The sequence below is a fragment of the Pseudomonas sp. EMN2 genome, assembly GCF_009650555.1.
Taxonomy (GTDB): domain Bacteria; phylum Pseudomonadota; class Gammaproteobacteria; order Pseudomonadales; family Pseudomonadaceae; genus Aquipseudomonas; species Aquipseudomonas sichuanensis.
Map to the genome: position 1 here is coordinate 1 of NZ_VZZR01000025.1, position 12433 is coordinate 12433.

The 12433-nt window shown below is 64.2% G+C and carries 10 protein-coding genes; 6 read left to right on the top strand and 4 right to left on the bottom strand.

The window, feature by feature from the left end; genetic code table 11:
• The coding region (locus F6X61_RS08980) for a type 1 glutamine amidotransferase domain-containing protein (protein ID WP_153786305.1) at nt 1-687 on the bottom strand (687 nt) is incomplete at its 3' end.
• A 144-nt stretch (nt 688-831) separates the two neighbouring features.
• Here F6X61_RS08980 and F6X61_RS08985 point away from each other — a divergent pair.
• Nucleotides 832-1275, top strand: a complete 444-nt coding sequence (locus F6X61_RS08985; protein ID WP_153786306.1) for a nucleoside deaminase — start codon at nt 832-834, stop codon at nt 1273-1275.
• A 25-nt stretch (nt 1276-1300) separates the two neighbouring features.
• The gene (locus F6X61_RS08990) at nt 1301-3316 is read left to right on the top strand and encodes an ATP-binding protein (RefSeq protein ID WP_153786398.1); all 2016 of its coding nucleotides are present in this window, start codon (nt 1301-1303) and stop codon (nt 3314-3316) included.
• A gap of 6 nt (nt 3317-3322) precedes the next feature.
• On the opposite strand, the gene F6X61_RS08995 is transcribed toward F6X61_RS08990, so the two are convergent.
• Nucleotides 3323-4903 carry a response regulator gene (locus tag F6X61_RS08995; RefSeq protein ID WP_153786307.1) on the bottom strand — a complete coding sequence of 527 codons (1581 nt, stop codon included), beginning with the start codon at nt 4901-4903 and terminating at the stop codon, nt 3323-3325.
• A 108-nt stretch (nt 4904-5011) separates the two neighbouring features.
• Nucleotides 5012-6067 (bottom strand): HEAT repeat domain-containing protein, encoded by a 1056-nt coding sequence (locus F6X61_RS09000; RefSeq protein ID WP_153786308.1) that lies wholly within the window; start codon nt 6065-6067, stop codon nt 5012-5014.
• 111 nt (nt 6068-6178) lie between these two features.
• Here F6X61_RS09000 and hisN point away from each other — a divergent pair, with 111 nt between their 5' ends.
• From hisN to F6X61_RS09015, 3 genes are all read left to right on the top strand, one after another.
• Nucleotides 6179-6970 carry a histidinol-phosphatase gene (hisN, locus tag F6X61_RS09005; RefSeq protein WP_153786309.1) on the top strand — a complete coding sequence of 264 codons (792 nt, stop codon included), beginning with the start codon at nt 6179-6181 and terminating at the stop codon, nt 6968-6970.
• A gap of 96 nt (nt 6971-7066) precedes the next feature.
• Nucleotides 7067-7801: a hypothetical protein gene (locus F6X61_RS09010; protein ID WP_153786310.1), complete on the top strand. Its 735-nt coding sequence runs from the start codon at nt 7067-7069 to the stop codon at nt 7799-7801.
• 237 nt (nt 7802-8038) lie between these two features.
• The gene (locus F6X61_RS09015; protein ID WP_153786311.1) at nt 8039-8995 is read left to right on the top strand and encodes an AraC family transcriptional regulator; all 957 of its coding nucleotides are present in this window, start codon (nt 8039-8041) and stop codon (nt 8993-8995) included.
• 46 nt (nt 8996-9041) lie between these two features.
• On the opposite strand, the gene F6X61_RS09020 is transcribed toward F6X61_RS09015, so the two are convergent.
• Entirely contained in the window at nt 9042-9740 is a 699-nt protein-coding gene (locus F6X61_RS09020) for a pirin family protein (protein ID WP_153786312.1), read from the bottom strand.
• 187 nt (nt 9741-9927) lie between these two features.
• Between F6X61_RS09020 and F6X61_RS09025 the strand changes: the two genes are divergently transcribed.
• Nucleotides 9928-12432 carry a UvrD-helicase domain-containing protein gene (locus tag F6X61_RS09025; protein WP_153786313.1) on the top strand — a complete coding sequence of 835 codons (2505 nt, stop codon included), beginning with the start codon at nt 9928-9930 and terminating at the stop codon, nt 12430-12432.
• Nucleotide 12433: the final 1 nt, after the last annotated feature.

Here is a 12433-nt window from a genome sequence, read left to right on the forward strand (position 1 = left end):
CTTCGCTTTGCCCAGGAACTTGAGCACCGCCTGAGCCACGCCCGCAGTGGACGCCGGGTTCTGCCCGGTGATCAGGCCTTTGTCTTCAACCACGAAGGGTGCCCACACATCCTCCGCTTTCTGGTACTCACCACCTCGTGCGCCGAGTTCGTTCTCGGTGAGGAACGGCACCTCCTTGTCCAGCTCTGCCAGTTTCTCTTCGGTATTGGAGAAGCCAGTCACCTTCCGACCTCTGAGCAGCAGGGTGTTGTCGCTGAGTTTCACATTCAGCAGCCCCACGGCACCGTGGCAGACCGATGCCACAACCCCGCCACGTTCGTGAATGCGCCGCGCCAGGTCCTGCAGCGGCTGGTTGTCGGGGAAGTCCCACATCACGCCATGACCACCGGTGTAATAGATGGCGCTGTACTGCTCGGCCTTGACTTCGCCGGGGCTGAGGGTGGCGCCCAGGCGCTTCATGAAGGCCTTGTCGTCGTACCATTGCCAGTCAAGGTCCGGGGCCATTTGCAGGCTGTGCGGGTCGATTGGTACGTAGCCGCCCGCCGGGCTGACATAGTCGACCGTGAAGCCAGCCTGCTGCACGGGGTCGACGAAATGCACGGCTTCACCCAGCCACAGGCCTGTGGCGCGTTTGATGTTGGGGTACTTGGCGGTATTGGTCAGCACGACCAGGATCTTCTTGTTCATGTGCGCATGCCCATCCAACCCGAGGGGGCCGGTTGCCCGGCGAAGGGGAAAAACCCTCTGAGCATAGCCGTCGCTGGGCGTGGCGCCATCGCCGGCTGGCACTGTGCTAGTCTCGATCCAATCATGTGCAGCCAGGAAGTCACCATGACAACGGACAAATTCATGCAAGCGGCCATCGACGAAGCCCGCAAGGGGCTGGCGGAAGGCGGCATTCCAATTGGCTCGGTGCTGGTGCACGACGGCAAGATCATCGGCCGTGGCCACAACCGCCGGGTACAACAAGGCAGCGCCATCCTGCATGGTGAAATGGATGCCCTGGAAAACGCCGGTCGGCAGCCTGCCAGTGTCTATAAGGAGGCCACGCTTTATACCACCCTGTCGCCCTGTGCCATGTGCAGTGGCGCGATCCTGCTGTATGGGATAAAGCAGGTGATCATCGGCGAAAACACCACTTTTCTTGGCGAAGAGCAGTTGCTGGCCAGCCGAGGCGTAGCGCTGGACGTGCGCCACGATGAGGACTGCCAAAAGATGATGCGTGATTTCATCGAGGCCAAGCCGCAACTGTGGAATGAAGACATTGGCCGCTGACCATGCTGCGCAAGGGGATGCGCAGATGATTCACCTGGCGCCGATTTCGAGCGCCGAAAGCGTGGGACGTTCCCAGATCAGTAGCTTCAACTGGGAAGCAACGCCTTTGGGGCCCCTGACACGATGGCCGCCGGCCTTGCGCATCGCCGTCGACATGCTGCTGCTTTCTGCTTACCCCTGTGCCCTGGTCTGGGGCCCGGCGCTGACGGTGATTCACAACGAGGCCTATCCCGTCCCCCTGGGCGAGCGCGCCCATGCCCTGGGCGACAGTTTCGACACGCTCTGGGCGACGGCCTGGGACGAGATGGGGGCTGCTGTTTTCCAGGCATTGGAAGGGCACGGCAGCCTGGCCGAGAACAGCCTGCTGACGGTCAACCGCGACGGGCGCCCCTTCCAGGCCTGGTTCACCTGCAGCTATTCGCCCATCCGCGACGACCAGGGCGCGGTGGCGGGGTTCCTGCACGCGCTGGTCGAAACCACCGCCAGTGTCGAACGCACCCGCGAATGGCGCGAGCTGGCGCAATCTTTCGAGGCACAACTTTCGCGCTACATGGCCGAGAGTGAGCACACCTGGCAGTTGTCGCCCGACGTGATGTTGATGCTCGACACCGAGTTGCGCGTGCGCCTGGCCAATCCGGCCTGGCATCGGTTGTCGGGTTGGACGGATGAGCAGCAAACACCGGTCCCGCTGCTGGAGCTGATCCACCCAGCCGAGCGTACCGAGGCCAGGTTGGCCCTGATGGCACTGATGCAGGGGCATGACACCCCGGCCTTCGAGGCCCGCGTGCGCCAGGGTGAAGGGCATTATTGCTGGTTACGCTGGCATGCTGTATCGGGCCAGGCGCTGCCGATCCTGATTGGCCACAACATCACCGAGGAGCGCCACTCCGTCCAGCGCATGGCCGAAGCAGCAGTGCGCGACAGCCAGCGCATGGAGTCGGTGATCAAGGTGGCAGGCGGCCTGGCCCATGAAATGAACAACGTCCTGTCCGGGGTCGGCAGCAGCCTGGAGCTGCTTGAGCGGCGCCTGGCCCAGGGGCGGCTTGAGCGCTTGGACAGCTACGTGCAGATGGCCCGCGAATGCGCCCAGCGGGCCATCGGCCTGACCCAGAACTTGCTGGCATTCGCCCGCAGCCAGCCGTTGTCGCCCAACCCACTGGACATCAACCAGCTGATACGCAAGGCACAACCGATGCTCGAGCAGTGCACCGGCGCCGAGATGCACCTGCACTGGGAGCTGGACATCGCCCCCTGGCCCGTCCAGCTCGACCCCGACCAACTGCGCAACGCCTTGCTGCACCTGTGTGCCAACGCCCGCGATGCCTGCCTGGGGCGGGGCAGCCTGTCGATCCGTACCAGCAACGAGCGCCTGGCCGACGCGACTGCCGGGCTGCCGGCGGGCGACTATGTGATGGTCCAGGTCGAGGACAATGGCCATGGCATGTCGGCTGAAGATGAAGCGCGTGCATTCGAGCCCTTTTTCACCACCAAGCCCCTCGGGCAGGGCTCGGGCCTGGGGTTGCCCATGGTCCATGGCTTCGTGCGCCAGTCCGGTGGCCAGGTGTGGATCGAGTCCAGGCTGCAGCACGGCACCCAGGTCGTGCTGATGTTCCCTCGTTATACGGGCAGCCAGCCGATACCCGAAGCTCCGATGATCACAAGGGAGGCCAGGCAGGGCGAGCGTGTACTGTTGATCGATGACGAGCTCAACCTGCGCGGGTTGATCAAGGAAATACTGGTCGAGCGCGGTTTCGAGGTGTGCGATGTGACCGATGCCAACAGCGCGCTGGGGCAGTACCGTCATGCCGGCCCATTCGATCTGGTGATTACCGACATCGGCTTGCCGGGCGGTTTCAACGGGCGTCAGGTGGCCCGGGCGATGCGCATGATCAATCCCGATCAGAAAGTCCTGTTCATCACTGGCTACACTGCGGATCCGGTGGAGCAGCAACTGCTCGACGAGCCTGGTACCGCCTTGCTGCTCAAACCGTTTTCACTGCAGAGCCTAGTCATGCAAGTCGACCGCATGCTGCAGGCCTGATCCGGCTCAGGGCGCCACCAGCATTCGCGCGACCTGCTTGCGCAACTGCTCCAGAGCGAAAGGCTTGCGCAACAACTGCATCCCTGTGGCCAAAAATGCATCGCGAGCCATCGCGGTTTGCGCGAAACCCGTTATGAACAGCACCGGCAGCCCGGGGCGCAGGCGACGTGCGATTTCCGCCAATTGCCGGCCGTTCATGCCCGGTAGCCCGACGTCGCTGATGAGCAAACCGAATGGCTGTGCCGAATGCAGCCAGCGCAGCGCTTCACTGGCATTTTGCGCTGCACGGCAGGGGTAGCCTTCTTCGAGCAGGCTCCGTTCGACCAGTTCGCGCACATCCGGGTCGTCCTCCACCAGCAGGATGTCCTGGCAATCACCGGCAGCTTGCACGGCAGCGGCTTTGAGCGGTGGTGGGCTGTCGGTATGGCGTGGCAGATACAGGCGCACCTGGGTCCCTTTGCCGATCTGGCTGTCGAGCGCCAGGTAACCCCGTGACTGCCTGCTGAAGCCATACACCATCGATAGCCCGAGCCCGACACCCTGGCCAGTCGGCTTGGTGGTGAAGAACGGCTCGATGGCATGCTCCAGGGTGGCTTGCGACATTCCCTGGCCGCTGTCGCGGATGCTCAGGCACAGATAGTCACCGTGCGCCAGGCCGACGTTGGCGAGCTGCCCGTTGGCGACCTGGACGTTGTCCGCCTCGATAGTCAGCACTCCGCCGCTGGGCATGGCCTCGCAGGCGTTGAGCAAGAGGTTGTCCAGGGACGCCTGGAGTTGCTCGCCATCGGCGCTGGCTTGCCACAGTTGTGTGGCCAGGCGCACCTGCAGCTCGATGCCGGTACCCAGCTTGGCGGCCAGGGCATCGGGTGCCAGCAGCGTGCGCAGGTCGATTGCCTGGCTCTGCAGTGACTGGCGAGCGGAGAACGCCAATAGACGATGGGTCAACAGGGCCGCGCGGGCCACGGCTTGCTGGCCCAGGCGCAAGGGTGGTTCCAGGCCCTCGCTGCGGCCTTGGCGCAGGCGTTTGTCGATCAGCTCCAGGCTGCCGCCGATGCTGGTCAGCAGATTGTTGAAGTCATGGGCCACGCCGCCAGCCAGTTGACCGATGGCTTCCATCTTGCGTGTTTGCTGCAGTGCCTGGTCGTCGGCCTGTTGTTGCCGGGCCAGGGCTTCGAGCTGTTCGCACAGGTCTCGCGCCTGATATTGCCGGCGGCGAGCCCTCAGCGCCCACAGTGCCAGGCTCAGCAGTTGCTCGTCAGGGTAGGGTGGGGCGAGGGGCAGCAGGTTGCCTGGCACTGCGCTGGTGTCGGCCTCGGCGCGGCTGGTGAGCAGCACCACAGGCAGGTCGGACCAGCCAGGCTGCTGCTCGAGGTAGCGGTGCAGGGCGGATTGCTGGTTGCGCGGCAGCGCCTGTTCGATCACCACCAGCAACCCTGCGCCTTCACTGAGCCAGCGGCCAAGGCGCCCCACATCGGCGGTGCGGCGGCTGTGGATGCCGGCTTGCCGGAGTAATCTGCAGGTGCTTGTCCCCACCTGGGCAGGCGCCAGGACCAGGGCGCGTTCTTCCACAGCCAGGCATGCGGCCAAGAGCATTCTCCTGTGACGATGGGCACGCCGAGATGGCGTTACCGCCTTCCTTCTCCTATCACTGGACCTTCTGCGCGGGCCAGGGGTTCAACCGGATTGTGGAAGGTGTCAAAGGCCTTGTTGCAGCAACGGGTCGTCCGGGTTCTGGCGCTCGAGCTCGGCCAGCAGTACCTGGACGTTCTGCAGTTGCCCGGTCTCCTTCCAGTACTCGATCAGCAGTACCCGCGCCCGGCGGTTGGCGGGCTGGCGGCTGAGCAGCGTCTGCAGTTGTTGCTGCGCGGCCTGCACCTGCTCCAGCTGGTGCAGGGTGACGGCAAGGGTGTAGCGGTAGTCGCTGTTCTCCGGCTCCAGCTCGACCGCGCGCGACAGTGCCAGCAGGGCGTATTCGTGCTGGTCGTGGCGGGTCAGCCACAAACCCAGCTGGTACTGCAGGAAGGCCGAGTCCGGGCTAAGCGCCAAGGCCTTGCGCAGCACCTCGCGAGAGGTGTCGTGGTGGCCCTGGCGTTCCAGTAGGCGCACCTGGGTCGCCAGGGCGTCCAGGTTTTCGGGGGCCAGCGCCAGGGCACGGGCGAGCGCTGCGCCGGCGGCGTCATAGGCCTGCTCGTGCATGTACAGGCGCGCCAGGTGAATCTGTGCGTCGGCGTCGTCGGGTTGTTGTTCGAGGGTTTGCTGGTACTGCTCCAGCGCTTGCTGCAGCGGGCCGAAATAAAGGCCGATGGCATCCGGGTCGAGCCCGAGCAACGCGTCCACCGCGGCAAAGCGTACGCTCTGCTCGTCATCGTCGAGCAACGGCCCCAGCACCAGGCTGCGTTGGGCGGCCGGCAACAGCCGGCGGATGCTGGCAATGGCGGCGCGCCGCACCAGAGGATCGCTCTGTTCAAGATCCTGTTTTGCCAGTTTCAGCGCCTGGGGTGACGGGTAGTTGGGCAATTCGGCGTACAGGGCGGCGCGGCGAATCGCCGGCAGGTCGTTACGCTGCAGTTGCTGGTACAAAACCCGCGCGGCGCCCGGCTGGCCTTCATGGGCCTGGCGCAGGGCCTTGGCGTAACTGTGCGGCGGCAGCGCCGGCGTGGTGGATTGCGGGGTCCGCCACAGGTAAGCGAGCACGCCTGGCACCAGGATCAGCAGCAACAGGGCGATCAGGATAAGCGGGCGGCGTGGCATCGGGCAGTCCGTGGCGGCGGGAAGGCAGAGCTTGGGACAGCCGGCCAGTAAATGCAACGGGCGAGGAGTCGGGTATGATGCGTGCCTTTCCCAAGCATTGAGGCCTGATCCATGTCCCTGAGCGCTGAACAGACCGGCGAATTTCGCGCCTTCGCCGAACAGCTGGCCGATGCCGCGGCCATGGCGATCCAGCCGTACTTTCGCGCCAGCCTGGACGTCGAAGACAAGGGCGGGCGCCTGTACGACCCGGTGACCGTGGCCGACAAGGCCGCCGAAGATGCCATGCGTGAGCTGATCCAGGCGCGATACCCGGCGCATGGCATCCTCGGCGAAGAGCATGGCGCAGCCGTTGGCAGCAGCCCGCTGACCTGGGTGCTCGACCCGATCGACGGCACCCGTGCCTTCATCACCGGCCTGCCGCTGTGGGGCACGCTGATTGCGCTCAACGATGGCACACGCCCGGTCATCGGGGTGATGAACCAGCCGTTCACCGGCGAACGTTTCGTCGGTACCCCCGAAGGTGCATGGCGCAGCGGTACGCCCTTGAAAACCCGGGCCTGCGCCGACCTGTCGGCGGCCACGCTGATGTGCACTACACCAGACATGTTCGACAGCGCCGCGCGCAAGGCTGCCTTCGAGCACGTGGCCGGCCAGGCCAGGCTGATGCGTTATGGTGGCGACTGCTACGCCTACTGCATGCTCGCTTCGGGGTTTGTCGACGTGATTGTCGAGGCCAGCCTGCAACCCTACGACGTGCAGGCGCTGATGCCGATCATCGAAGGTGCCGGCGGGGTGATCACTGCCTGGGATGGCAGTACCGCACAGCACGGCGGCTGCGTGGTGGCCTGCGGCGACCCGGCGCTGCATGCGCAGGTGGTGGAGATGCTGCGCCACGCCATGTGACGGGCAGCGGCCACTGCACTTTTTCGCTTTTGCGCGCTCTATGCTTGGCCAGGCTACACCGACCCCCGGTGTAGCCATTGACCAGCTCCGGTGCCGATGGCCGCAAAACGACTCGATATTCTCCCGCGCGGCCTGCTGCTGGCAGGCGCCCTGACCTGCCTGGGGGCCTGCACCCAGCAGCAGGGCCGCGACATGCTCACGCAGATCGGCAACGGCAAGCCCGACGAGCTGTTCCAGACCAGTGTCGACCGCATGGCCACGCTGTCCATGCGCGACAACCTGCAAAGCCTGTACCTGCTGATGGACAAGCTGTACCTGCGCAACCCCAGCCAGTGGAAGCAGTCTGGCTACCTCGACGCCACCACCGCCGCCCGGCAGATCCGCATCGCCATCGAGCAGCGCCAGCCCTTGGCGCAACTCGGTGAGCGGCGTGACCTGGCAGCGCTCAGCTATGCCCTGAGCCCGGAATTCAGGGGCGATCGGGTCGGTGCCTTCATCTACGCCATCGGCAGCATGCTGGTCACCGCCCACGGCGGGCGCACCGAGTTCTACATGACCGACACCCTCGACCCGCTGTTCATCAACAACGCCGCGCGCAATATCGAAAAGGCCACCTGGATGCTTGGCCAGCGCCAGGACGCCAACGGCGTGCTGCTGCTGTTCTCCAACGAGATCTCCGAGCAGGGCAGCAACCTGAGCTTTGCCGTGGAGTTCGGCAAGGTGGTCGCGCGCCTCGACCTGCTGGCGCAGATGCTCGACGAGCGCTATCGGCGCATCGGGCTCAACTATGCGCAGAGCCTTTTGCTGCTGAACTTCCTGCCGGTGCAGTGAGTTGTGCGGTAATCGAACGCCGGGCCTGTGCCCGTGTCCGCTGTCCGCCCGCCGTTTGCCTTGGTCGCATTGCCCTCGATCCTGCTTTTTGCTTAGTGTGACGCTCAGCATCCGACCGTCGCCTGCCCCTGTACCCCGATGACGGTTGGTTAGAATGACCGTGAACGACGCGGCCACATGCCCACAAGGCAGTAGGCCGCGGCGCCCATAACAATAATGATGGCGAGTGCCTTGCCCATGGAAAGCCGCCTGTTGAGCGAGCAAAGCTGCGTGTTCCACCGCGCCGACCCGTACGCGGTGTCCGACTACGTCAACCAGCATGTGGGCCAGCATCACATTGGCCTGTCCCGTACGACCCACCCCCAGGCCAGCTTGAGCCATCGCAAGTTCGCCGAACTGGACCTGTGCCGTATCAGCTATGGCGGCAGCGTGAGGGTTACCTCGCCGGCGCTGGAAACCATCTTCCACCTGCAGGTGCTGCTCAACGGCAATTGCCTGTGGCGCGGCCACCAGCGCGAGCACCACCTGGTACCGGGCGAGCTGCTGCTGATCAACCCGGACGACCCGGTCGATCTCACCTATTCCGACGACTGCGAGAAGTTCATTCTCAAGGTGCCGGTGCATCTGCTCGACTCGATCTGCGACGAGCAGCGCTGGCAGCGCCCCAGCGGCGGCGTGCGCTTTGTACGCAACCACTACCGGCTGGAGGAACTGGACGGTTTCCTGAATCTGCTGGGGATGATCTGCAACGAAGCCGAGGTCAGCGATTCGCTGCCCAGGGTGCAGGGCCACTACAGCCAGATCGTCGCCAGCAAACTGCTGACGCTGATGAATACCAATGTGCGCAAGGACACCCTGGGTGGCACGCAGGCCAGCCTGGAGCGAATCCTTGAGCACATCGAGGGCAACCTTAAGCTTGAGTTGGCAGCTGAAACCCTGGCCGAGCAAGCCAACATGAGCCTGCGTTCGTTGTACGGCCTGTTCGACCGACAGCTGGGGACCACGCCCAAGCAGTACATCCGCCAGCGCAAGCTGGAGCGGGTCAACGCCTGCCTGAGCGACCCAAGATGCACGGTACGCAGCGTGACCGAACTGGCACTGGATTACGGTTTCCTGCACTTGGGACGCTTTGCCGAGAGTTACCGGCAGCGGTTTGGCGAGCTACCGTCTGAGACCTTCAGACGGCGGGTTTGATCAGGTACCACAAAGGGCTGCATGGCAGCCCCTTGCGATTTGCAGTTCACGCCATGTCAACCAGGACGATTTCACTGTCCTCCAGCGCCGTCACCGTCAGCACCGTTTCCTCCTCGATAGCCACGCCATCCCGGGCCTTGGCCTGCAACCCGTTGACCTCGACCCGGCCCTTGGCCGGCACCAGGTAGCCGCGCCGGCCCTGGTCGAAGCGGTACTCGGCGCTTTCCCCGGCGCGCAGGGTAGCGGCTACCAGGCGGGCGTCGGTGCGGATCTGCAGGCTGTCGCCATCACCTTGGCGACCGCTGGCCAGGGTCACGAAACCTTCGCCACGTTCACCCTTGGGGAACGGACGCGTGCCCCAGGACGGCGCGTCACCGACTTTTTCCGGAATGATCCAGATCTGGAAGATCCGCGTATCGACCTTCTCCTGGTTGTATTCGCTGTGCACGATGCCGCTGCCGGCACTCATGACCTGCACGTCGCCCGCTTCGGTACGGCCCTTGTTGCCCAGGCTGTCCTGGTGGGTGATCGCGCCTTCACGGACATAGGTGATGATTTCCATGTCACGGTGCGGGTGCGACGGGAAGCCACTGCCGGCGGCGATCAGGTCGTCGTTCCATACCCGCAGGTTGCCCCAGTGCATGCGCGCCGGGTCGTAATACTCGGCGAAGGAGAAGTGGTGGTGGGCGTCGAGCCAGCCGTGATTGGCGTGGCCAAGGCTTTCGAAGGGTCGCAGTTGCAGCATGATGGTGCTCCTCTGAATTCGCTGGAATGGGGCCATGATCTGCGTTTTAAATATCGAAAAAAAGCGTAAATATCGACTTATTATCATCAACTAATCAGATGATTATTTTGCGATACAACATGCGATTCATCGCCTAATCCACTGATACAAAAGCATTCGCTGGCGCTTTTGGACGGATGAGGCGAACATGCCCGCTGTTTCGATTTTCAATGGAGTGACCGTGTCCCACGAGCAGCCCCAGGCCCCGGCCAACCTGACCCCACCTGCGCAGTTGCCCTGGTTGCGCCGCCTGGCCGCGCGCCTGCTTGGCCGTGGCCTGAGCCGCCTGCAGGCGCAGCACCGCGATTCATGGTTCCTTGGCCATGCGGTCGGCCAGCGCACTGGCCATGCCGACGGTTTGCGTGACGGCTACGAGCGTGGGCGCTCGGACGGCTACGAAGCGGGGCGGCAGGTCCTGGTGATTCGTGATACGCGCCCGGACGCCGCTGCGGTGCCTGGCCAGGACGACAAGCTGTTCGACGACTGGCGCCTGCCGCTGAGTGCCGAGCTGAAAAAACGCTTCAAGGCCGACGTGGCCCAGCGCCTGCCGGCCGAGGCACAACCCAGCGCCGCGCAGTGGAAGCTGATCCTCAGCGACACGCCGTCGACCTGCGTGGTGGCCGGTGCCGGTGCCGGCAAGTCGACCTCGCTGGTGCTGCGCATCCTGTTGCTGCGCCACTACCTGGGCTTCGAGCTCGATGCCATGACCGTGGTGACCTTCACCCGCGAGTCGCGCAAGGACTTCATCCAGCGCCTTTTGCAGGTGTTCGCGTTGTGGCAGGTCCAGCTGTCGCCGGCACAGGGCCGTGAGTTGGTACGCACCTTCCACTCGCGGATCCTGCCGCTGGTGCGCAGCCTGCCGGGCTTCTCCCAGGTGCGAGCCTTCGAAACCCTCGGCAACGAGATGCCGGCGGGCGGGGAGGCAAATGCCGACAGCAATCCCTTTGACCTGCGCCTGAATGACGCCCAGCGTCAGCAGTTGAACCTGTGCTACCGGGACCTGCTGGCAGAGAACCCGCGTTTCGCCGCGTTGATCGGCCAGTTGCGGCAGGAGGCGCTGCTGCTCAAGCCACTGGACCCGGATCACCCGGATGTGCAGAAGCGTGTGCAGGTCACCCAGCTGGCCGCGCAGCGCGACGAAGAACTGTGCGACGTGATCGAGGACCTGTGGTTCGCGGCCGGCGCCTGGCCGATCAAAGGCATTGAGCCGTGCCGCGACACGCTGCAGATCCGTGGCAGCCGTTTCCATGTGCACGGTCGCCTCGAGGGGCTGGATGCCTGGGTGGTGCTGGGCTTCGACCCCAGTGAGAGCGCCCAGTACCAGCGCCCTGGCGCAAAGCTCGCGGTGCGCGCGGAATGGGCGGTCAAGCGCACGCTGTTCCAGGCGTTCAGCGACAAACCCGTGATCTGGCTGGACAACTACGCCTCGGCCAGGCGCCTGGCGGCCTCGTTGGCAGGGGATGCCGTGGCCGGCCCCGGCTTCGAATACAAGGTCAAGGGTGAACTGGCCCCGGCGCCGCTGCTCGACGCTTTCGTCACCGCGGCCAGTTTCATCGAGAACCTGGGCCTGGACGTAAACGCCGCAGTGGCCGCCATGAGCTTCACGCCGGGTGACAGCGATGGGCCGTTCTTCGAGGCGCTGGCCCTGTACTGGAAGGCCTTTGAAACCCACCTGATGGCCCAGTCACCGCCGGTGATGACCTACAACCGCATGTTCGCCCTGTTCGGCGAGAACAACCCGGAAAACCTGCAGCTGTTGCCCGACCCATTGTTGCGGCCGCTGGCACACCTGATGATCGACGAGTTCCAGGATGTCTCACCGCAGATCGTCAGCTGGCTGCGCGCCTGCCTTGCGGAGATCCGCCGACGTGGGCCAGCCATGAACCATGGCCGGGTGGCGCAGCATTCGTCGCTGATGTGCGTGGGTGACGACTGGCAGTCGATTTACGGCTGGCGCGGCAGTTCGCCCAAGTACTTCATGGAGTTCACCAAGGTGTTCCCGTCACCCTCCAACACCCGGGTGATGCTGGTGGAAAACTACCGTAGCCAGCAGTCCATCATCGACGCCGCCGAGCATCTGGTGAAGGGAACGCCGACCATCAGCGGCAAGAAAGCCAAGGCCAGCGGGCAGGCGGCGGCGCTGCCACTGGCGCCCGTACGGGTGTTCGAGCGTGACGAGGCAGCGCTGGCACAGACGTTGATCGAACACTATGAACAGGGTGAAACAGTGATGATGTTGTTTCGAAAAAGTAGCGATAAGTCATTGATTGAGCAGCATTTATTACCGGTGCTTAAAGTGGATTCTAGTTTGCCTTCCGGGCAGCGCCGGCTCAAGCAGCTGACCTACCACAGCGCCAAAGGGCTGCAGGCCGATGCAGTGTTCATGCTCGGTGACTGCCAGTACCTGACTAGCTCACCGTACAAGAACCAGGTGTACCGCCTGGCCGGGCTGGGCAAACCGGGCGACGCCCAGGCGTTCGATACGGCGCAGCAGGAAGAAGTACAACGCCTGGCCTATGTGGCCGTTACACGGGCCATCAGCCACTGTTACTGGCATGTGGAAAAGCCCAACGGCGAGGCCGTGAATCAGCCTCGCGCGTCGAGCCAGGTACAGGGGCGGCAGGCCTTCTTCGAAGACCTGCGCGGACAGTGAG

What these genes read in the sequence shown, in the direction of transcription:
- F6X61_RS09025 (WP_153786313.1), top strand. Translation starts at nt 9,928, where the DNA reads ATGCCCGCTGTTTCGATTTTCAATGGAGTGACCGTGTCCCACGAGCAG.
- hisN (WP_153786309.1), top strand. Translation starts at nt 6,179, where the DNA reads ATGTCCCTGAGCGCTGAACAGACCGGCGAATTTCGCGCCTTCGCCGAA.
- F6X61_RS09020 (WP_153786312.1), bottom strand. Translation starts at nt 9,740, where the DNA reads ATGCTGCAACTGCGACCCTTCGAAAGCCTTGGCCACGCCAATCACGGC.
- F6X61_RS09010 (WP_153786310.1), top strand. Translation starts at nt 7,067, where the DNA reads ATGGCCGCAAAACGACTCGATATTCTCCCGCGCGGCCTGCTGCTGGCA.
- F6X61_RS09015 (WP_153786311.1), top strand. Translation starts at nt 8,039, where the DNA reads ATGGAAAGCCGCCTGTTGAGCGAGCAAAGCTGCGTGTTCCACCGCGCC.
- F6X61_RS08985 (WP_153786306.1), top strand. Translation starts at nt 832, where the DNA reads ATGACAACGGACAAATTCATGCAAGCGGCCATCGACGAAGCCCGCAAG.
- F6X61_RS09000 (WP_153786308.1), bottom strand. Translation starts at nt 6,067, where the DNA reads ATGCCACGCCGCCCGCTTATCCTGATCGCCCTGTTGCTGCTGATCCTG.
- F6X61_RS08990 (WP_153786398.1), top strand. Translation starts at nt 1,301, where the DNA reads ATGATTCACCTGGCGCCGATTTCGAGCGCCGAAAGCGTGGGACGTTCC.